We start from the raw sequence: 19012 nt of genomic DNA, 5'->3' as shown, positions 1-19012 counted from the left end.
GCTCGCGCTCTATGGTCGGGGTGCCACTGACGTGGTGCCTAACGACCGTTTGCGAGAGCGCCCATGAAAACAATAATTCGCCGTTTAAAAGGCCTTGCCCTCATCGCGATCTGTAGCCTGCACGCGGTGTCAGCCCAGGCCGGTGAGCAGGCGCTGAATGTGCTCAACTGGTCCGAGCTGATCCCCAGCGAGCTGCAGCGCAACTTTACCCAGCAGTTCGACACCCGCCTGACGTACGACACTCTCGACAGTGATGACGCCCTGGAGGGCAAATTGCTCACCGGTAATTCGGGTTATGACGTGGTCTACCCGTCATCGTCGTACATGACCAAGCAGATCAAGGCCGGGGCCTACCTGCCGCTGGATTGGTCGAAGATTCCCAACCGCGTGCACCTTGACCCGCAGTTGCTGGAAAAACTGAACATGCACGATCCCGATAATCGCCACGGCGTGCCGTTTATCTGGGGCACCAACGGCATCTTGATCAATGTGGAGAAGGTGCAGGCCATTCTGGGCAAAGACGCCGACCTCAGCAGCCACGCCTTGTTGTTCGACCCGCAGGTGGTGAGCCAACTCGCCAAGTGCGGGGTGTCGTTTCTCGATTCGCCGCAAGACGTCTTCACCATGGTGCTGGCCTACCTGGGGCGCGATCCGAACAGCAACAGGGTTGAGGATTACCAGGCCGCTTTTGCTCAGCTGCAACAGGTCTGGCCGCATATCAAGCAAATCAACTCGACCTACCGCGATCAGATCACCCGTGGTGATATCTGCGTGGCCATGGCCTGGAGTGGCGATGCCGGGGTGATCAATCGCATCGTCCGGGAAAACCAGTTGGACATGCAGATCCGCTACATCACGCCGCGGGGGCAAACACCGATCTGGTTCACCATGATGGGCATTCCGGCAGATGCCAAAAATACCGAAGCCGCCTACCAGTGGATCAACTACCTGCTTGAACCCACGGTGGCCACGCAGGTGTCTGAATACAACAGCTACCCCAGTGCGGTGAGCGAGGCGCAGGCCGTTGGGCGTGCGATAAAAGATGGCCGCTATGCGCCTGAGGATGAGGAAATCGCGAGCTTCTACATATCCGGCACCATTGAGCCGAAAACGGTACGCGTCATGACCCAATACTGGCGTCGCCTCTACAGCGACTAAGCTGATGTTCTAGGCGTGATTAAAGGCCGTTTTCCCCGGCGTGTACGGGGCTTTTTTGTGAGGCGCAGATGAGCATTAAACGACGCGACTTTCTCAACGGGGCGGCGCTGACGATTGCCGCCGGTCTGGTGCCGTGGCGGTTTCTGCGCGCTGAGTCGCGCGTGTATCCGCCGGCGTTGACGGGCTTGCGCGGCAGCCATGTGGGCAGCTTTGAGGTGGCGCATCAGCTGGGCTGGGAGCGCAAGGTGTTCGCCACCGATCACCTGCCCCAGCATGAAGACTATGACCTGGTCGTGGTGGGTGCTGGTATTAGCGGTTTGGCGGCGGCCTGGTTTTACCGTGAACGCCACCCGCAGGCGCGCATTCTGCTGCTGGATAATCATGACGACTTTGGCGGCCATGCCAAACGCAACGAGTTTCGTGTGGACGGTCGTTTACTGCTGGGCTATGGCGGCAGCGAATCGTTGGACTCGCCCAAGGCCAATTTCAGCGCCGAGGTGCAGCGCTTGCTGGCGGCGCTGGGCATCAAGCTGGAGCGCTTTCATCAGGCTTTTCAGCATCGCCTGTATGACGAGTTGGACAGCGCGGTGTTTTTCGATCAGCAGACCTTTGGCGAAGACCGTTTGGTCGTTGGCGAGCCGGATGCGGACGCCGACTGGGCCGGTTTTATTGGCCAGTTCCCGCTGCCTGAAAGCGACCGCGCCGCCCTGCTGGCGCTGTATGGGGGTGAGCAGAATTACCTGCAGGCGCTGCCGCTCGGTGAGCGCGAGGCCTACCTCGACAGCTTGAGTTACCACGCCTATCTCAAGCGCCATGTCGGTCTTTCGGACAAGGCCATCGCCTACTTTCAGCAGCGTTCCTGCGACGAATACGGTTACCGCATCGACTTTCTACCGGCCAGTTACGCGCGTTTTGCCGGCTATCCGGGCTTTGCCGGCCTGGGCCTGGAGGAGGATGACAGCGAAGAAGAGCCGTACATCTACCACTTCCCCGATGGCAATGCCGGTGTCGCCCGCCTGCTGGTGCGTGACCTGATCCCGGCGGTGGCCGGCGGGCAGGGCATGGACGATGTGGTGCTGGCCGCCTTTGATTACAGCCGTTTGGACCGCCCCGAGCAGGCCGTGCGCCTGCGCCTGTCGAGCACCGTCGTCAGTGTGCGCAACCGTGAGGGCGGCGTGGACATCGGCTACAGCCAAGCGGGGCAGCTTTACCGGGTGCGCGCCCGGCAGTCGGTGCTGGCCTGCTACAACATGCTTATCCCGTACATTCTGCGCGACCTGCCGGCCCCTCAGGCGCAGGCGTTGGCGCAGAACGTCAAACTGCCCATGGTGTACGCCAATGTGGTGATTCGTAATTGGCAGAGTTGGGCCGAGTTGGGCATGCAGGAGGTGTACGCACCGGGCATGCCCTTCAGCCTGATGAAGTTGGATTACCCGGTGGATCTGGGTGGGTATCAGGCGCCGAATGATCCCGATCAGCCCATGTGCCTGCATCTGGTGCATGTGCCGCATGCGGCAGGTGTTGGCCCGGACCTGCGCACGCAGGCGCGGGCCGCGCGCATGCAGATCTACACCCGCACCTTTGCCGACTACGAAGCGCAACTGCGCGACCAGTTGCAGCGTGTGCTCGGTGGCGGTGGTTTTGATCATCAGCGCGATGTGCTGGCCATCACGGTCAACCGCTGGCCGCATGGCTATTCCTACTACAGCAACGCCTTGTTCGATGGTCCAGACGGTGGTGCGGCGGTTATGCAGCGGGCGCGTCAGCCCTTGGGCGCGGTGGCCATCGCCAATTCCGATGCCGGTTGGGACGCTTACCTGCACGCGGCCGTGGATCAGGCCTGGCGGGCGGTCAATGAACTGAGCTAGTGCGTTTTGGCGGAGGCTTGGAGTTGGCAAGCGGGCAATCTTGGCTGAAATAGAACTACGAGCGTGCAATTTCACTGGCAGGCCCCGGCTTGGCAAACAGGTAACCCTGGAATTGCCGGCAACCCATTTGCAGCAGCGCTTCGTATTGCGCCTGGGTTTCCACACCTTCGGCGGTGACCGCTAGATTAAGGTTGGCGCCGAGCGCCAGAATGGTGCGCACGATGGCGGCGTCGCTGGGCTCGGTCAGGAGGTCTTGGACAAAACTGCGATCAATTTTCAGCTGATCGAGAGGCAGGCGTTTGAGGTAATTGAGTGATGAGTAGCCGGCACCAAAGTCATCCAATGCCAGGCGGATACCTTGGGCTTTGAGCTGGCTCATTTTGCTGATCAGCGGTTCGATATCCTCGACCAGCTGGCTTTCTGTCAGCTCCAGTATCAGGCGTAGCGGATCCGCACCGCTCTTTTCGAGGGCCGCCCGGATATAGGTGACAAATTCAGGGTGATGAAATTGTTTGGCGCTGATGTTGATGGCCAGGCACAGCTCACTTAACAGCGGGTCAGCGGCCCAAACCACCAGCTGCTCGCACGCCTGGCGCAGGATTAAACGGCCCAGTGGCAGGATCAGTCCGGTGCTTTCGGCCAGGGGGATAAAGTCACCTGGCATCACCAGGCCGCGTTGGGGATGCTGCCAGCGCACCAACGCTTCGGCGCCGATTAATTGGCCGTGCTCGTTGAAGAAGGGTTGGTAGTGCAGGATGAACCGCTGCTCCTCCAGGCTTTGTCGCAGGTCGCGCTCCAGGCTGGCGCGGGCATTTACGGCGGCCTGCATCTGCGGGTCAAAGAAGCGTACGGCATTGCGCCCGGCGCTCTTGGCCTGGTACATGGCCAGGTCGGCACGTTTGAGCACCTCATCCACCGTGCTGTGGTCGCCGGGAAACAGCGTAACGCCCACGCTGGCGGTACTGACATGGTTGTGGCCTGACAGGTTATAGGGTTGCGCCAGGGCGGTTATGATCTTGTTACTGACATATTCCACCTGCGTGACCGCCTGCGCCGGTATCAGGTTCAATCCCTCCAGCATCAGCACGAACTCATCACCGCCCAGGCGTGCCAGGGTGTCCTGAGCGCGTACATGGTTGCTCAAGCGTAGAGCGACCTGTTGCAACAATTGATCACCCACGTCGTGTCCCAGGGTGTCATTGAGGTATTTGAAGTTATCCAGGTCGATGAACAGCAGCGCGCCCTGCTGAAGCCCGCGGGCATGCTTGGCCAGTGCCTGCTGCAAGCGATCCAGCAACAGGCGCCGGTTGGGCAGGCCGGTCAGCGGGTCATAGAAGGCCAGTTGATTGATCTTCTCCAGATTTTTCTTGTGGGCGGTGATGTCCGTGGAGATGCCGCACAAGGCGTAGATGTCGCCATGGTTATCGCGCAGCGGCAATTTGATGGAGAGAAAAGTATGTTCGTTTCCACCGTCCAGGCTGCGATTGACTTCTTCGGTGTGTACCCGTTCGCCCAACTCCAGCACGCGGCGATCGTTTTCGTGAAGGTTGGATGCAGTATCGAGGTCAAAGAACTCGTCGTCGGTTTTACCAATCACCTGTTTTAAGGTCAGGCCAAACAGTTCGCAGACTTTGCGATTGACGTACTGGTAGCGCAGCTGGACATCCTTGATATAGATGTAGGCTTCGACGCTGTCGAGGATGGTGTTCAGGCGCTGTTCGCTGTCCAGCAGGTGCTGGGTCTTCTCGCGGACCTGGCGGCGCAGCAGCAGCGCTCCACCCAGAGCCGCAGTCAGTAGTGCCAGCAGAATCGCCAGCCCCCACCATGCGGCTGCTGGGATCAGGTGGGCGCTGTGTTCGCCTCCCCAGCGTTGCAGTGTCTGGCAGCAGATTGAGGTGGGCGATTTTTGCCAGTTGGACAGGTGCTGATCAATGGCTGCGAGCAGTTCGCCGTTCTGTCCTTTGCGCGTGGCATAAAACAGTTGGGTGGGCTGGAACATGATTGGAGCGCTGTGCAGTTGGTAACTCGGTGCAAGGACGTCGCCAAAGCGCTGGTTGGCGGCCACCGTATCGGCTTGCCCCTTGGCGACCAGTTCGAACCCTTGAGTAAGGCTTTGTACCTCGATCAGGTCGGCTTTCAGGCCGAAACTGTGGAGCAACTCACGCAGATATTGCGCCTGCACTGAGCTTCTGAGTACGGCAATGCGCCTCTCATGCAGGTCGAGTATCGACCTGAGGTTGAGATTCTTGCTGCTGTAGAGTTGCGACCAGCTGAGCAGCGCAGGGTGCGTGTGAAAGTCGAATACCTTATTGCGGCTTTCGTCATACGCCACGTCCGGCAACAGATCGATCTTGCCACTGCTCAACTGGTCCAGGCACTGCTGCCAATCACAGGGCTGCGGCAGTAATTGCCAGCCTTCCTGTTGGGCGATCTCATTGAGCAAGTCGCCAAAGATCCCAGACAGTTTGCCGTCCTGTTCCAGAAGGTAGTTGGGTTCGTTGTCGTAGACGCCCACTTTGACCGAGCGTGGCTGGGCCTCAACTGCCGACACGAGCGCCAGGTCGATCATCAACAGCAGGCTGGCGAGAAGGCGGATTGATGGGGGCTTCATGCGGGGCCGGCTTCTGTGCGGGAATTTATGACCTAACGATAGTCAGAATCGGCACAGATGCAGTACGCATTGCTGCTCAGTCGGCCCAGCCCTGATAAACATAGGTCATCGGCCGGGGGCCTTTGAGGTAGCGGTTATGCAGTTCGCCAATATGAAAGCCGCCGGCTTCGATCAGGGCACGAATGTCGCGGTTGAGGTGACAGCCGCCGGCCAGTGGCTTCCACAGCGGCGTCAGGCGGTTCTGCCAGCGCAGCACGGGCAGCTCCGGAGCCAGACCGTGCTCGCAGAACAATAGGCGACCACCGGGCTTGAGCACGCGGCGCATTTCTTTAAGTGCCGCTACGGCATCAGGAATGGTGCACAGGGTAAAGGTGCAGACGATGCTGTCGAAGCTGGCGTCCTCAGCCTGGATCTGGCCCAGTTCGAGGGCAATCATCTGCACGGGAATGCTGATCGTGGCGGCCCGTTGCCTGGCCAGCTTCTGCATGTCGGCGCTGGGGTCGACGCCGATGATCACGCTGACCTTGCTGGCGTCGTAGAAGCCCAGGTTGAGGCCGCTGCCAATGCCGATTTCCAGCACCCGGCCATGGGCCAGGGGCACCAGTTGCGAGCGGGCTTTCATCACCGCGCCCATGCCACAAGCGAAGTCGATCAGGTGTGGCAGCAGGTAGCGGTCATACAGGCCCACAGGTTGCCCTCGGCAGGGTTATTCGGCGTCGTTTGGCCGATCACTGTTGTCGCCGCTGACAGCGGCAAAACACTTGATCAGGTGCACGCCGGCCGTACCGCTGATGCGCCAGGCGTCGGCCTCACCATCAAAACGTGCGGCGATTACCTGGGCCAGGTTGAAATGCCATTTGCGCAGGGCGCGGCCGTCCATGCATTCGATGCTCAGCAGCGGCGCATCGTCAGTGGGCGTGGTGCCGGCCTGGTGCTGGGCCAGTTGTTCGGCGTCCAGGTTGAATTGCCAGGCATGCAGGCCGTCGATTTCCAGCATGTCAGCACCGCTAAGGGCGCTGATCAGGTCGTGCGGGGTGGTGCTCATGGATAATGGCTTCTTCTGGGGTTTAACGACAGTTAGCGGCCGAGGCGGCGCAGTTGGTCTGATTCGATGATCCGGGTGCCGGCGTCTTCTTCCAGGGCAAGACGCCACAGGGCGCGAGCCAGAACGGTGGCTTCGATGCCGCGGTACTTGCCCGGCAGCCAGCGCATAAAAGGTGCCGCCAGGCGCTCGCCAAGGCGGAATTCCTGGCGTGTGCCAAGCAGTAACGAAGGGCGGACGATGGTCAGCTGCGGCCAGTCCTGCGCGCGCAGGGCCTGCTCCATTTGGCCTTTGACCTTGTTGTAGAACACGGTGGAGTTGGCATCCGCGCCGAGGGCACTGATCACCAGCAGGTGCCGTGCACCGAGGGCGCGGGCGCGTTCGGCGAAGGCGAGCACCAGGTCATGATCGACCGCGCGGAAGGCGTCCTGCGAGCCGGCCTGTTTAATTGTGCTACCCAGGCAGCAGAAGGCGGTATCGACCTTGCCGCTCAGTTGCGGCAGCAGGGCCAGCAGTTCGCCTTGTGGGTTTTCCAGGTGGGCGTGTGCTGCTAGCGGGCGGCGGCTGGGTGCCAGCACGCGAGCGACCGTGGGCTCGTTCAGCAGGCGGTCCAGCAGGTGCTCGCCGGTCAGTCCGGTGGCACCTGCAAGAAGGATGTGCTGGGGCGTCAAATACATGGTTTGAAGTTCTCCGCTGATATCCATCAGCTTATCAGGCCGTAGGTGGCGCGCATGCTTGTTAGGGGTTGACCGCTGATTGCGCCTCAAGTGCATTGTTCAGGGCGCGCTCAGCCTGCTGTTCGCGCAGCTTGCGCCACTGGGCGAGCACCGCCTTGGCTGGCCAGATCTGCGGTTCGGAGGCTTCGAAACCGTCGGCCTTTTCGCGTTCGGCAACGCTGGCCTGGGCCAGCTTGAAGGCGCGCTGCAGGTCGTCGGTTTGCTGCAGCGCTTCGGCAAACAGCGCGCGGCCGAAGTAGGTGAAGTCGTTTTCCTCCGAGCAACCGAAGGACACGCGGTCGGCCCGTGCAGCGGTGATCACCAGGGTCTTGTCATCCTGCAGTTTGGGGATAAAACCGCCGGAGTAGCAGGCAGAGATCACCAGCACCTTGTGCCGATCTTTCAGCGGTTCGAGCAGGGCGTCCAGTTCGCTGGCGGGCAGGTCGTTGAGCTGCAGGCGCGGCTGGTCAAGGTTCAGCTCATGCTGGGCTGAGCCGTGGCTGGTCAGGTAGATAAAGATCAGGTCTTCCTTGCCGCTGCGTTCGGCCAGGGCCTGAACGCTGCGCCCCAGGCTGGCACTGGTGGCCAGCGGGCGATCCGCCAGGTGGTCGCGGTGGTTGACCAGGGTGATCAGGCCATGGGCGGCGAAGCGTTCCTGCAGCAGGTTACCGACATAGTCGGCCTCGCGCATGAACACGCTCTGCTTGCCGTCGCCGGCCAGGGTCAGGGCGTAGAGTTCGATGGCTGGGGTCGAGGCTGGCAGGTTGGCAATGGCGGCATCGAGCAACCGTCCTTGCTCCAGCAAGCCGACGGCCAGGCTGTCGGGGATGGCTTGGCCATCGGCATCGCGAGTCAGTCGGCCACGCTGCCAGGTACCACGTTGCTGGCTGCCATCGGCCAGGGTCAGGCTGCCGTTACCGTGGTATTGGCCGTAGGCAAAGTGGCCTTCATAGAGGCTGCCATCGGCGAGGTTCAGTCGACCTTCGCCGTGGTAGCGCCAGTCGCTGAACTGGCCACGGTAATGGCTGCCGTCGCTGCCCTTGAACTCGCCTTTGCCGGTCAGGCTGCCGTCCTCGAAGCGTCCGCTCCAGACTTCGCCGTCGGCACTTTGATAGCGGCCCTTGCCGTGGAATTGGTTGTCGCGGAACTGGCCGCTGTAGAGTTCGCCGTCGGCACTCTTGAAACTGCCCTGGCCGTTGAGCTGGCTGTTATTGAAAGTGCCGGCGAACTCGTTGCCTTCAGCGTCGATCATCACGCCTTGGCCGTGCGGTTCGCCCTTGCGGAACTGACCCTGAAAGCTGCTGCCGTTGCTCCATTGCAGCTTGCCCAGGCCTTGGTAATGGCCCTTGTTGAACTCGCCCCGGTATTCCAGATCCTGGCTCTGCAGGTGGCCTTCACCGCTGGGGGTGCCGCTGGCAAAGCCGCCTTCGTAGCGGCTGCCGTCGCTGTAACTCAGGCTGCCTTGACCGTGGAAGTCGCCATTCTGGAACTCACCGGTATAGGTTTCACCGTGTTTGCTGTGCCATTCGCCGGGGCCATTGAACTGTCCATCTTTGAACAGCCCTGCATAGTAGCTGCCGTCACTGTAATCCAGGCGTCCCTGGCCTTGCAGCAAGCCATTGACCACTTCGCCACGGTAGCGCCCGCCATCCGGCAGCACGGCATTTGCTGGTAACAAGGGTTCGCCATCGCCGCAGGCGACCAACAACAGGGCGAGGCTCAGTGGAGCCAGACGGGTCAGAGGATGCATGCAGAAAATCCACACCGGAAGGACGTTGCCGAGTATGCCTTAAACCGCCTGGCATGCCGTGATCGAGCGCGCTGAAAATGCCATAAAAAAGGCGCACAGGCTTGTGCCTGTACGCCTCTGGCGGCTGGCTGCGCTTAGACGAAGCAGAGCGTCAGCGGTTCAGCGATATAGGCCGGTTTTTCCGAACCTTCGATTTCCAGTACAACCTTGGCCTTGAGTAGCCATTGTCCGGGGTTCTTCTCGGTGGCGTCGGTCAACGTGACGACCAGGCGGACTTTTGAGTTGACCTTGACCGGCTGGATAAAACGCACGCTGTCCAGGCCATAGTTGACGGCCATTTTCAGCCCTTTGGGCATGATCATGATGCCTTCCATCAACTTGGGCACCAGCGACAGCGAGAGGAAACCATGGGCGATGGTGGTGCCAAACGGGGTGAGCTTGGCTTTTTCCGGGTCGACGTGGATGAACTGGTGATCGCCGGTGCACTCGGCGAACTGGTTGATGCGCTCTTGATCGATGGTCAGCCATTCGGAACGGCCGAGTTCCTTACCAATGTAGCTGGGCAATTCGGTGGCGGGTACTGATGTCATGGGTTCTCCTTGAAGACGCAGTGTTGTTTTTTTTCGGGCGTAAATCCTTCTGCCTTAAGATCAACATGGGTTTGCCGCAGGGTCAAGTGTCGGGTGCATGCGCGTCGAGGCTGCTGGTCAATTCGCAGCAACCGCTGTAAACCGGCTGTTTGCGGGTGCTTCTGCTTATAATGCGCAGCACTGTGCCTGGGATCATACGATTCGGAGATTATCCATCATGCTGTTACGCGGTCTTTCCTGGCTGGTGCTGTGCCAGTTGCTCGGCACCGCGTTGAATGTCCTGCTGATTCCAATCCTGCCGGGGCCGATCATCGGCATGTTGCTGCTGTTCATCTTTCTGCTGCTGCGCGGCGAGGTGGGTGAGTCGTTGCATCTGGCCTCCACCAGCCTGCTGAAATACCTGCCGCTGCTGCTGGTGCCGCCAGCGGTGGGCGTCATGGCCTATGCCGAGGATATTTTTGCCGACTTCTGGGCGATTGCCGGTGCGCTGTTGCTGTCGCTGTTGATCTCGATCGTCTTCGCTGGCTGGTTGATGCAAAAGCTGATCGACCGTCAGCAGCGCCGGGAGGATGTATGACTCTGGAATGGCACGCCGCCTGGCAAGCGCTGATCCATCATCCCTTATTTGGTGTGGGCATTACTCTGGGGGCTTATCAACTGGCGATTGCCGCTTATGAGAAAACCCGTTGGGTGTTCCTGCAACCCGTGCTGCTGTCGATGCTCACGGTGATTGGCATCCTCTTGGCCTGCGGCCTGACCTTCGCCGAATACAAGGACAGTGCGACGGCGCTGACGCTGTTCCTCGGGCCGACCACGGTGGCGCTGGCGGTGCCGCTGTTCCTCAACCTGCGGCGCATCCGTCAATTATTCTGGCCCACCCTGATCACCTTGCTGGTGGCTGGCGTGGTGGCCACGGTATTGGGCATCTCCCTGGCCTGGGCCTTCGGTGCCGAGCAGATCATGCTGATGAGCATGGCGCCCAAATCGGTGACCTCACCGATTGCCATGCTGGTGGCCAATCAGATTGGCGGGATTGCCGCGCTGGCGGCGGTGTTTGTGATGATCACCGGGATCATCGGCGCCATCTGCGGCCCGGCGCTGCTCAAACGGTTTGGTGTGCATCATCCTGCCGCACTGGGCATGGCCTTGGGCTTGACTGCGCACGCGGTCGGCACCGCGCGGGCGCTGCAGGAGGGCGAGGAGTGCGGCGCGTTCTCTGCCCTGGCGATGAGCCTGATGGGGGTATTTACCGCCGTGCTGTTGCCATTGGCCATCCTGCTCTGGCTCTGAGGAATTGACCGTGACCCTGCCATTGTTTCCGCTCAATACCGTGCTGTTTCCTGGCTGCATGCTCGATTTACAGATATTCGAGGCGCGCTACCTGGATATGATCAGTCGCAGCATGAAGCAGGGCCAGGGTTTTGGAGTGGTCAGCCTGATTGACGGTGCAGAGGTTGGCAAGGCCGCCGGGCTGTTTGCGGCGATAGGCTGTGAGGCACTGATTCGTGATTTTGAACAGCGGCCCAATGGCTTGTTGGGCATTCGTGTGGAAGGTGGGCGGCGCTTTCGGGTGCAGCGCGCGCAGGTGTTGCCTGATCAGTTGACCCTGGGCGAGGTTGAGTGGCTGGAAGATGGCGTCGAGCAGCCCTTGCGCGCCGAACATGCTGACCTTGCTGCGCTGCTGGGCGCACTGAGTGCCCATCCGATGGTCGCTGCGTTGGGTATGCCGAGTGAACCGGCAGGCCAGGAGGCGCTGGCCAATCAGTTGGCTTACCTGTTGCCACTGGACAATCAGCAAAAGCTGCAACTGCTCGACATGCCCGGTGCCGAGCAGCGCCTGGAGCGGTTGCAGCAGTTGCTGGAGTTGCTGCAGGGCGGTTCTCAGTAGCGGTACAGCAGCAGCCCCGCTGACAGCTGCCAGGTGGTGATGCCGCCGAGCAGGGCGATAATCGTCGGCAGCAACAACCACCAGATTTTCGCCGGTAGGGCTGGCAGCGACGTACGCCATTGCACCAATGCCAGGCTCAGGGCGCAGAAACAGCCTGCCAGCATGGCGCCGGCGATGATGTCGCTGGGCCAGTGCACACCCAGGTATATCCGGGAAACGGCAATTGCGGCTGCCGGCAAGCTGGCCAGCAGCAGCCACGTCAGGCGCATGCGCGGCGGTTGACCGCGACCGGCGAGCAGGCCGAGTAGCAGGAAGAACGCAAACGCCGCCGAACTGTGTCCGCTAGGGAAGCTGAAGCTGCCCAGTGGCTCCAGCAGCACATCGGGTCGGCTGCGGGCGAACAGGGCTTTCAGTGCACCATTGGCCAGGGCCGTACCGAGTGTGGCGCCGACGGCCAGGCACAGGCTGCGCCACTGCCGGGTAACCAGCAGAATCAGGCACAGCAGAGCGGCGGCGGCCACCTGGGTGTGCATGTCGCCGAGGCGGGTGATCAGCACCATCAGCCGGTCCAGCTCGCTGCTGCGCTGTTCCTGCACCAGGGCCAGCAGGCCCTGATCAAAGTGGCTGAGCAGCGGCCAGCTGAGCATCATGCCGACCAGCAGCACCAGGCAGGCGCCGGCCGCCAGCAGGCTGGCGTGGCGTTGCCCGCGCATGCTGCCTTGAATACTCAGGCCGACCACGATGGCCACGCCTGCCGCTACGGCGCCGGCCTGCGGCCAGAATCCCTCCGGCAGCGGCAGGCGCAAGGCGGCACCGGTGGCCCAGCCCGGCAGCATATAGGCAATGGCCCAGCCGGCAGCGGCCAGCAGGCTGACGGCGATAAAACGCGGGAGCGGCATGTTCAGCATGCCGGCGACCATCGGCAGCATTGGCCGCAGAGGGCCGATATAACGGCCGACCAGCAGGCTGGCGACGCCATAGCGTTGGAAGTAGCTCTCTGCCGCGCTCAGCCACTGCGGGTGGCTGCGCAGCAGCGGCAGGCGGCGAATGTCCTGATGAAAGTAGCGGCCGATGCCATAAGACAAGGCATCGCCGAGCAGGCCGCCCAGGTAGGCTAGCAGCAGTGTTTCCCAAAGCGACAAGGCACCGTTACCGGCCAGAACCGCCACGGCAAACATGATAATGGTGCCTGGCACAATGATGCCGGCGATTGCCAGGCACTCGACGCAGGCAATCAAGAAGATCGCCAGGCCTAGCCATTCAGGGTTGGCGCTCAGCCACAGGGTCAAGCTGTCGAGCCACTGACTCATCGGTGATCATCCTCAGGGTTAATTAAATGGAAGTCGCGGCCGGCCAACTGGCCGCGGCGCAATGGGTTGCGGGTGCAGTAGCGGGCAAAGGCAGCGTCGACAAAACGGTACGGCAGTTGCTCGTCACGCCCGTGGGGGATGCCCAGGCGGGTGCATTGCACGATCTGCTGCGGGCGTTCACCGAGGTCTTCGACAAACAGGTGCTGCTCATCGAAGGGCCGTGCATCCCAGTCCGGTACTTTCAGGCCCAGGGCCTTGCACAGCAGGGTTTGGCCATTGCACAGACTGCCTGGGGCACGGGGGCGGCCTTGTGCGTCCGGGTTATTACGCAGCATCTGCGTCAGAGCGTCGGCGCCGCTGCGCACATCCTGCCAGGGATAGGCTGATTTGATCAGCACTGCATTGCCCGGGCCCTGGGCGCTGAAGTTCAGCGAGTCGCCGCCGCGGGCGTAATACATATAGATGTGTCCGCCATCCATAAACAGCGCGCGGCGTTTGTGGGTATAGCCAAGCGAGGCATGGCTGCCTTTCTCGCTCAGGTAATAGGCTTCGGTTTCGATGATGCGTGCGCTCAGCCAGTGTTCGCCATGCCGATGGCGAATCACCTTGCCCAGCAGGTCGCGGGCCAGTCGGCATGCGTCACGGTCGAAGAAATCGGCCGGCAGAGCGCGTCCCTGGGGCCAGGGCAAACTAAGGTTGGGATCGGCAGGCATACAGTGTTGTGCTTACTCGGCAGGGCATAGGCTGGGCTGTGGCCGGTTCAGGCGTTCAGTCGAGCGCCGTTGAAGGTCCCGTGATCATAACAATAAGAGTCTGAATCATGCCTGAACGTGCCCGAGCCAGCAGTGCCCATATCAGCCCCAGTGCCCACTACACCGGTTATGTCTGGTATCGCCATCAGTTGGCGGATGTAGCCTTTGTTACCGGTTTCGGGCGTTTCGTGCATGGTCTGCTCAGCCCGATCACCTGGGGGGCACGGGTCGGATTAGGTCTGGATATCGAGCAGTTCCTGTTGCAGCGCCATCTGCAGATTGATGCTCAGCTGACTGCGGCCATTGAGCAGGGCGGCGTATGCCAGGTGGTGGAAATTGCCTGCGGTCTGTCACCGCGTGGTCGTCGCTTTACCTCGCGATACTCGCACCTGCGATATGTCGAGGCTGATCTGCCGGTGATGGCCGCGCGTAAGCGTCTGTTGCTGAATGCCGAGGGTTGGCTGGGTAACCAGCATCAGGTGCGTGCAGTGGATATCCTTGCCGAGGACGGCAGTAAAAGCCTGGCGGCACTGTTCGCCGAGATGGATCACAGCAAGCCAGTGGTGGTGATTACCGAGGGGTTGGTGAATTATTTCGAGTTGGCACTGATCGAATCGTTCTGGACGCGTTTGGCTGACCTGTTGCGCGAGTTTCCTCAGGCCACCTATCTCACCGAGCTTTATCCTGATCTGCGCGAGCACCCGCGTTACCGTCAGCTGCGCTGGGGGGTTGGTCTGATTGGGCGGCTGACCCGTGGCAACTACCCGCTGCATTACCGCAATGACCAGGCGATTGTGCAGGGCTTCCAGCGCTGCGGCTTCAGTCAGGTCGAGGTCTTTGATCCGAGCCGCACAGCCCAGGCGCTCGGCCTGGCTGTCTCGCGTAATGCCGGTCTGGTACGGGTGATCGAGGCGCGTGTCTAGCGGTACGTGGGTATCTCATGAGACGGCGCGCGCCTGCTTTACCCGTCTCGCCGGCACTCAGTTGGTTCGGCGTGGTGTTAAGCGCAGGCCGCAGTGGGGAGTGGCTGCTGTAGCTGGAATTGGCTTTCCAGTGCCTGGCTGGCGTGCTGATCGCTATGCGGGAAGACGAAGGCCAAGCCGTTTGCATCTTGACGCAGGGGAAGCAGGGGTTGTGCTGGCAGGTCCTTGCACAGCAGTTGCCAGCCGCGCGTGCCACGAATGGTCGGCAGGTCGGCTTGCAACAGTCCACCGAAGAAACCCAGTTCGCTGACTTCCACTGTCCATTCCCCACCATCACGATGTTGCAGGCGAGCGTGGCGGTGGTTGGGTGGTTGGCGCGGCTCAAAGCGTTTTTCCAGCTGCAGCAGATGCGGGTGGGGCAGCAAGCTGCTGCCCAGGCTGCGCTGCGGCAGGGTTTCGCCGCGCAGGAAGGGGTTGTACAGGCTGGCGCAGGCTTCGCGTTGCTCGAACTGGGCGAGATGGTCAGCGTTGTGGATCAGTGCGCAACTGGCTTGGGCGCAGGCGGCGGCGAAGTGGGCATGCTCCCAGGGCTGGGTGAAATGGTCGTGTTCGCCGGCCAGCACCAGGGTGGGGCAGCAGGGGTGCTGATTAAAGCCCTGAAAGTCCAGCAGGCGCTGACTGTTCTGCCGGTAGCGCTCGACATCGGCGGCGGACAGGCGCTGAATTTGCCGCAGCAGGGCTTTGCGGAATACCGGAGCAACGCCGGTCTGCTCCAGGCGCAAAGGGTTGAGCAGGCCGGTCAGGGCGCCGTAAGCAAAGGCCTCGTTGCGGCCATCGGCCAGCAATGCCAGGCCTTCCTGCAGCAGCAGGCGCGCACCGGGGCGGCCAAAGGCAGTGATTCCGGCCAGTAGCACGCGGGCGCAGCGGGTTGGGTGTCGGGCAGCAAACAGAGCGGCCAGAGCGGATCCGTAGGAGAGGCCGATGGGCATTAGCGGTGGCAGATTGAGCTCTTCGGCAAAGTCGGCGATCAGGTCGGCCAGTTGCTCCAGCGTGAGTTGCGGCACCAATTGCAGGTTGCCGCCCTGGCTGGGCAGGTCAAGCAGGATCACCGGATGCTGTTCGAGCAGTTCGCTGACTTCGGCGGCAAACGAGCGAAAACTCTGGAATGCGCCGCCCAGCATCAGCACCGGTGGGCGTGGGTCTTGGCTGTGCTGGGCGTAGGCCTGGTAGTGCAGGCGCAGCTCGCCCAGGTCCAGCGTCTGCGGGGGTTCGTTGAGTTGTGCAGCGCAATAGTCGGTACGGTAATGCATGCTGATCCCACCCCGGCGGTCAACCGCCTGTTTTCCTTTCAATTGCACGGTAAACATTTGGGCGGTTTTTGTTTACCTAACCTTCGGGCGGCAAAGCGGGGGAGGTGTCACTGTTTCTCGGGGTGGCCGGCCGCTCGGGGCCTGGCGGCGTTACCGCCAGTGGTGGCGAACGCGGTGTTTACCGTCCGCCGCACAGTGCTGGGCGTGAAGCGGCGCGCCCGTTATACTCAGCGACTTTTTTCAACCGCCAGACCTGCCAAGATCATGACTGAGTCCGTGCTTGATTATATGACCCGCCTGGGACAGGCCGCCCGCAGTGCTTCGCGTGTGCTCGCGCGTGCCAGCACCGCGCAGAAGAACCGTGCCCTGCAGGCCGCCGCTGCAGCGTTGGATGCAGGCCGCGACGAACTGATTGTCGCCAATGAACTGGACCTGGCCGCTGCCCGCGCCAATGGTCTTGAACCGGCTATGGTTGACCGTCTGGCGCTGACGCCTGCGGTGATCGATTCGATGATTGAAGGCCTGCGTCAGGTCGCCACGCTGCCGGACCCGATTGGCGAGATCCGTGACATGCGTTACCTGCCGTCGGGTATCCAGGTCGGCAAGATGCGCGTGCCGCTCGGTGTGATTGGCATTATTTATGAGTCACGGCCGAACGTGACCATCGACGCCGCCAGCCTGTGCCTGAAATCCGGTAACGCGACCATTTTGCGGGGTGGCTCCGAGGCGATTCATTCCAACCAGGCCATTGCCCGCTGCATTCAGCAGGGGCTGGCAGAGGCCGGCCTGCCGGCCAGCGCCGTGCAGGTGGTGGAAACCACTGATCGCGCCGCTGTTGGTGCGCTGATCAGCATGCCGGAATTTGTCGATGTAATCGTGCCGCGTGGCGGCAAGGGTTTGATCGAGCGCATCAGCCGTGACGCCAAGGTGCCGGTGATCAAACACCTGGACGGTGTGTGTCACGTGTACATCGACATGGCGGCCGATTTGGACAAGGCCATTCGCGTCGCCGATAACGCCAAAACCCAGCGCTACTCGCCGTGCAACGCTATGGAAACCTTGCTGGTGCATGCCGCCGTGGCGGACAAGGTGCTGCCGCCGCTGGCGGCGATCTACCGCGATAAAGGTGTTGAGCTGCGTGGCGATGCCGCGACCCGTGCGCTGCTCGGCAGCGACGTATTGGAAGCCAGTGAAGATGACTGGTACGCCGAGTACAACGCGCCGATCCTGGCTATCCGTATCGTTGAGTCGCTGGATGCCGCCATCGAGCACATCAACCATTACGGTTCCAAGCACACAGACGCGATTCTCACTGAGAACTTCACGGATGCGCGGCGTTTCCTGACCGAGGTGGATTCCGCCTCGGTGATGGTCAATGCCTCGACCCGTTTCGCCGATGGCTTCGAGTACGGCCTGGGCGCGGAGATCGGTATTTCCACTGACAAGCTGCATGCCCGTGGTCCGGTGGGTCTGGAAGGCCTGACCAGTGAGAAGTATGTGGTGTTCGGCGACGGACACATCCGCACCTGATGGCCCAGAATCCTGGCGCCCGACGTACCGACGCCCGACGCATCGGCCTGCTTGGTGGCACCTTTAATCCGGTGCACATCGGCCATCTGCGCAGTGCCGTGGAAGTCGCCGAGGCGCTGCAGCTTGATGAGTTGCGTCTGATCCCCAGTGCACGGCCGCCGCATCGCAGTGCGCCAGAGGTCAGTGCCGAGGATCGCCTGGCCATGGTGCGGCTGGCGGTGACGGATGCTGATGTGCTGCGGGTGGATGATCGCGAGCTGCAACGCGACAAACCGTCCTACAGTATCGACACGCTGGAGTCGTTGCGCTGCGAGTTGGCGGTACATGACCAGCTGTTTCTGCTGTTGGGATGGGATGCCTTTTGCGGCTTGCCCAGCTGGCAGCGTTGGGATGAATTATTGCGGCACTGTCATATTCTGGTGCTGCAGCGCCCGGATGCCGACAGCGAAGCGCCCGAGGCGCTGCGCGATTTGTTGGCGGCACGCAGTGTGAGTGACCCTTCTGCCCTGAATGGGCCGAGTGGGCAAATTGCTTTTATCTGGCAGACACCCCTGGCGGTGTCGGCTACCCAGATCCGCGCGCTACTGGCGAGCGGAAAGTCGGCACGCTTTCTGGTGCCTGACACGGTACTGGCCTATATCCATGCCCACGGACTGTACCGTGGTGCGAATTGAACACGAGGCAAACGGGTTACTTATGACAAACGCAAAAATGCAGAGCGAAGCGCTGGTTAAACTGGCCACCGCCGCTCTGGAAGAAATCAAGGCGCAAGACATCACCGTAATCGATGTGCGTGGCAAAACCAGCATCACTGACTTCATGCTGATCGCCAGCGGCACCTCCAGCCGTCACGTTAAATCGCTGGTCGATAACGTGCTGGAAAAGGCCAAAGAGCAGGGCGTGCGCCCGCTGGGCAGCGAAGGTCTGGACAGTGGCGAGTGGGCACTGCTCGACCTCGGCGACATCGTGGTGCACGTGATGCTGCCAACGGCCCGTCAGTTCTACGACCTTGAGCGTCTGTGGCAGGGGGCTGAGCAAAGCCGTGCGCAGTTCAGCGCAGAGCCAGGTTCTGAGCAGCAATAAGGACGTTTCGCTGTGCGCATCAAGCTGATTGCCGTGGGTTCACGCATGCCGCGCTGGGTTGAGGACGGTTGGCAGGAATATGCCAAGCGAATGCCCAGCGAGCTGTCGCTGGAATTGGTGGAGATTCCGCTGACCACCCGCGGCAAGAATGCCGACGTGGCGCGCATGATCCGCCAGGAAGGTGAGGCCATGCTGAGCAAGGTGCAGCCGGGGGAACGCATCGTCACCCTGGAAGTCGAAGGGCGACCTTGGAGCACCGAGCAGTTGGCTGTTGAACTGGACAAATGGCGTTTGGATGCCCGCACCGTCAACCTCATGGTCGGCGGCCCGGAAGGACTGGCGCCTGAGGTGCAGGCACGCAGTGAACAGCGCTGGTCGTTGTCGCCACTGACCCTGCCGCATCCCTTGGTGCGGATTCTGATCGGCGAACAGATGTATCGTGCCTGGACGGTGTTGTCCGGCCACCCTTACCACAAATAAT

The 19012-nt window shown here is 61.4% G+C and carries 19 protein-coding genes; 10 read left to right on the top strand and 9 right to left on the bottom strand.

Annotated features, from left to right (window positions below):
• Positions 1-63 precede the first annotated feature (63 nt).
• Positions 64-1158, top strand: a complete 1095-nt coding sequence (locus OU997_RS04070; RefSeq protein ID WP_267809144.1) for an extracellular solute-binding protein — start codon at positions 64-66, stop codon at positions 1156-1158.
• A 68-nt stretch (positions 1159-1226) separates the two neighbouring features.
• The gene (locus tag OU997_RS04065) at positions 1227-3026 is read left to right on the top strand and encodes an NAD(P)/FAD-dependent oxidoreductase (RefSeq protein ID WP_267809142.1); all 1800 of its coding nucleotides are present in this window, start codon (positions 1227-1229) and stop codon (positions 3024-3026) included.
• 55 nt (positions 3027-3081) lie between these two features.
• Here OU997_RS04065 and OU997_RS04060 read toward each other — a convergent pair whose 3' ends face one another.
• The 6 genes from OU997_RS04060 to OU997_RS04035 form a co-directional block, all read right to left on the bottom strand.
• Positions 3082-5637 (bottom strand): EAL domain-containing protein, encoded by a 2556-nt coding sequence (locus tag OU997_RS04060; protein ID WP_267809139.1) that lies wholly within the window; start codon positions 5635-5637, stop codon positions 3082-3084.
• Positions 5638-5713: 76 nt separating this feature from the next.
• Entirely contained in the window at positions 5714-6325 is a 612-nt protein-coding gene (locus OU997_RS04055) for a class I SAM-dependent methyltransferase (RefSeq protein WP_108489350.1), read from the bottom strand.
• A gap of 18 nt (positions 6326-6343) precedes the next feature.
• Positions 6344-6682: a DUF5629 family protein gene (locus OU997_RS04050; RefSeq protein ID WP_267809137.1), complete on the bottom strand. Its 339-nt coding sequence runs from the start codon at positions 6680-6682 to the stop codon at positions 6344-6346.
• A 32-nt stretch (positions 6683-6714) separates the two neighbouring features.
• A complete protein-coding gene (locus OU997_RS04045) occupies positions 6715-7356 on the bottom strand; it encodes an oxidoreductase (RefSeq protein ID WP_267809136.1) in 642 nt (213 codons plus the stop codon).
• A 61-nt stretch (positions 7357-7417) separates the two neighbouring features.
• On the bottom strand, positions 7418-9145 hold the full coding sequence (locus OU997_RS04040; protein ID WP_420713236.1) for a C13 family peptidase: 1728 nt from the start codon (positions 9143-9145) through the stop codon (positions 7418-7420).
• A 134-nt stretch (positions 9146-9279) separates the two neighbouring features.
• Complete coding sequence (locus OU997_RS04035) at positions 9280-9735, bottom strand: MaoC family dehydratase (protein ID WP_108489352.1); 456 nt, start codon at positions 9733-9735, stop codon at positions 9280-9282.
• 217 nt (positions 9736-9952) lie between these two features.
• On the opposite strand from OU997_RS04035, the gene OU997_RS04030 reads away from it, so the two are divergent.
• From OU997_RS04030 to OU997_RS04020, 3 genes are read left to right on the top strand one after another with little or no spacing between them, the layout of a single operon-like run.
• Positions 9953-10312, top strand: a complete 360-nt coding sequence (locus OU997_RS04030) for a CidA/LrgA family protein (RefSeq protein ID WP_267809853.1) — start codon at positions 9953-9955, stop codon at positions 10310-10312.
• 2 nt (positions 10313-10314) lie between these two features.
• Positions 10315-11025, top strand: a complete 711-nt coding sequence (locus OU997_RS04025) for an LrgB family protein (RefSeq protein ID WP_108489401.1) — start codon at positions 10315-10317, stop codon at positions 11023-11025.
• 10 nt (positions 11026-11035) lie between these two features.
• Positions 11036-11623, top strand: a complete 588-nt coding sequence (locus OU997_RS04020) for an LON peptidase substrate-binding domain-containing protein (RefSeq protein ID WP_108489354.1) — start codon at positions 11036-11038, stop codon at positions 11621-11623.
• On the opposite strand, the gene OU997_RS04015 is transcribed toward OU997_RS04020, so the two are convergent.
• Together OU997_RS04015 and OU997_RS04010 are read right to left on the bottom strand one after the other, a co-directional pair.
• Positions 11617-12933: a bifunctional DedA family/phosphatase PAP2 family protein gene (locus OU997_RS04015; protein WP_267809133.1), complete on the bottom strand. Its 1317-nt coding sequence runs from the start codon at positions 12931-12933 to the stop codon at positions 11617-11619. The two genes, OU997_RS04020 and OU997_RS04015, sit on opposite strands and share 7 nt — an antisense overlap.
• Positions 12930-13646, bottom strand: coding sequence for a DNA-3-methyladenine glycosylase (locus OU997_RS04010; protein WP_267809132.1), 717 nt, complete (start codon positions 13644-13646; stop codon positions 12930-12932). The genes OU997_RS04015 and OU997_RS04010 overlap by 4 nt, the downstream gene beginning before the upstream one ends.
• A gap of 107 nt (positions 13647-13753) precedes the next feature.
• Here OU997_RS04010 and OU997_RS04005 point away from each other — a divergent pair, with 107 nt between their 5' ends.
• Positions 13754-14608: a class I SAM-dependent methyltransferase gene (locus tag OU997_RS04005; protein ID WP_267809130.1), complete on the top strand. Its 855-nt coding sequence runs from the start codon at positions 13754-13756 to the stop codon at positions 14606-14608.
• 77 nt (positions 14609-14685) lie between these two features.
• On the opposite strand, the gene OU997_RS04000 is transcribed toward OU997_RS04005, so the two are convergent.
• Positions 14686-15918: an alpha/beta fold hydrolase gene (locus OU997_RS04000; protein WP_267809129.1), complete on the bottom strand. Its 1233-nt coding sequence runs from the start codon at positions 15916-15918 to the stop codon at positions 14686-14688.
• Positions 15919-16182: 264 nt separating this feature from the next.
• Between OU997_RS04000 and OU997_RS03995 the strand changes: the two genes are divergently transcribed.
• The 4 genes from OU997_RS03995 to rlmH are packed head-to-tail and all read left to right on the top strand — an operon-like array spanning position 16183 to position 19011.
• The gene (locus OU997_RS03995; protein WP_108489402.1) at positions 16183-17448 is read left to right on the top strand and encodes a glutamate-5-semialdehyde dehydrogenase; all 1266 of its coding nucleotides are present in this window, start codon (positions 16183-16185) and stop codon (positions 17446-17448) included.
• Complete coding sequence (gene nadD / locus OU997_RS03990) at positions 17448-18122, top strand: nicotinate-nucleotide adenylyltransferase (RefSeq protein ID WP_108489359.1); 675 nt, start codon at positions 17448-17450, stop codon at positions 18120-18122. The genes OU997_RS03995 and nadD overlap by 1 nt, the downstream gene beginning before the upstream one ends.
• Before the next feature lie 37 nt (positions 18123-18159).
• A complete protein-coding gene (rsfS, locus tag OU997_RS03985) occupies positions 18160-18531 on the top strand; it encodes a ribosome silencing factor (protein WP_108489360.1) in 372 nt (123 codons plus the stop codon).
• A gap of 12 nt (positions 18532-18543) precedes the next feature.
• Positions 18544-19011, top strand: a complete 468-nt coding sequence (rlmH, locus tag OU997_RS03980; RefSeq protein WP_108489361.1) for a 23S rRNA (pseudouridine(1915)-N(3))-methyltransferase RlmH — start codon at positions 18544-18546, stop codon at positions 19009-19011.
• Position 19012 lies beyond the last annotated feature (1 nt).

The organism is Pseudomonas sp. SL4(2022) (genome assembly GCF_026625725.1).
Lineage (GTDB): Bacteria > Pseudomonadota > Gammaproteobacteria > Pseudomonadales > Pseudomonadaceae > Aquipseudomonas.
The sequence above is the reverse complement of the archived record's forward strand: the minus strand, read 5'-3'. Positions and strand labels throughout refer to the sequence as shown.

Coding starts and splice junctions, on each gene's coding strand:
- OU997_RS04015 (WP_267809133.1), bottom strand. CDS start 12,933: ATGAGTCAGTGGCTCGACAGCTTGACCCTGTGGCTGAGCGCCAACCCT.
- OU997_RS04065 (WP_267809142.1), top strand. CDS start 1,227: ATGAGCATTAAACGACGCGACTTTCTCAACGGGGCGGCGCTGACGATT.
- OU997_RS04060 (WP_267809139.1), bottom strand. CDS start 5,637: ATGAAGCCCCCATCAATCCGCCTTCTCGCCAGCCTGCTGTTGATGATC.
- OU997_RS04010 (WP_267809132.1), bottom strand. CDS start 13,646: ATGCCTGCCGATCCCAACCTTAGTTTGCCCTGGCCCCAGGGACGCGCT.
- nadD (WP_108489359.1), top strand. CDS start 17,448: ATGGCCCAGAATCCTGGCGCCCGACGTACCGACGCCCGACGCATCGGC.
- OU997_RS04050 (WP_267809137.1), bottom strand. CDS start 6,682: ATGAGCACCACCCCGCACGACCTGATCAGCGCCCTTAGCGGTGCTGAC.
- OU997_RS04045 (WP_267809136.1), bottom strand. CDS start 7,356: ATGTATTTGACGCCCCAGCACATCCTTCTTGCAGGTGCCACCGGACTG.
- OU997_RS04030 (WP_267809853.1), top strand. CDS start 9,953: ATGCTGTTACGCGGTCTTTCCTGGCTGGTGCTGTGCCAGTTGCTCGGC.
- OU997_RS04005 (WP_267809130.1), top strand. CDS start 13,754: ATGCCTGAACGTGCCCGAGCCAGCAGTGCCCATATCAGCCCCAGTGCC.
- OU997_RS04070 (WP_267809144.1), top strand. CDS start 64: ATGAAAACAATAATTCGCCGTTTAAAAGGCCTTGCCCTCATCGCGATC.
- OU997_RS04000 (WP_267809129.1), bottom strand. CDS start 15,918: ATGCATTACCGTACCGACTATTGCGCTGCACAACTCAACGAACCCCCG.
- OU997_RS04035 (WP_108489352.1), bottom strand. CDS start 9,735: ATGACATCAGTACCCGCCACCGAATTGCCCAGCTACATTGGTAAGGAA.
- OU997_RS03995 (WP_108489402.1), top strand. CDS start 16,183: ATGACTGAGTCCGTGCTTGATTATATGACCCGCCTGGGACAGGCCGCC.
- rsfS (WP_108489360.1), top strand. CDS start 18,160: ATGCAGAGCGAAGCGCTGGTTAAACTGGCCACCGCCGCTCTGGAAGAA.
- OU997_RS04040 (WP_420713236.1), bottom strand. CDS start 9,145: ATGCATCCTCTGACCCGTCTGGCTCCACTGAGCCTCGCCCTGTTGTTG.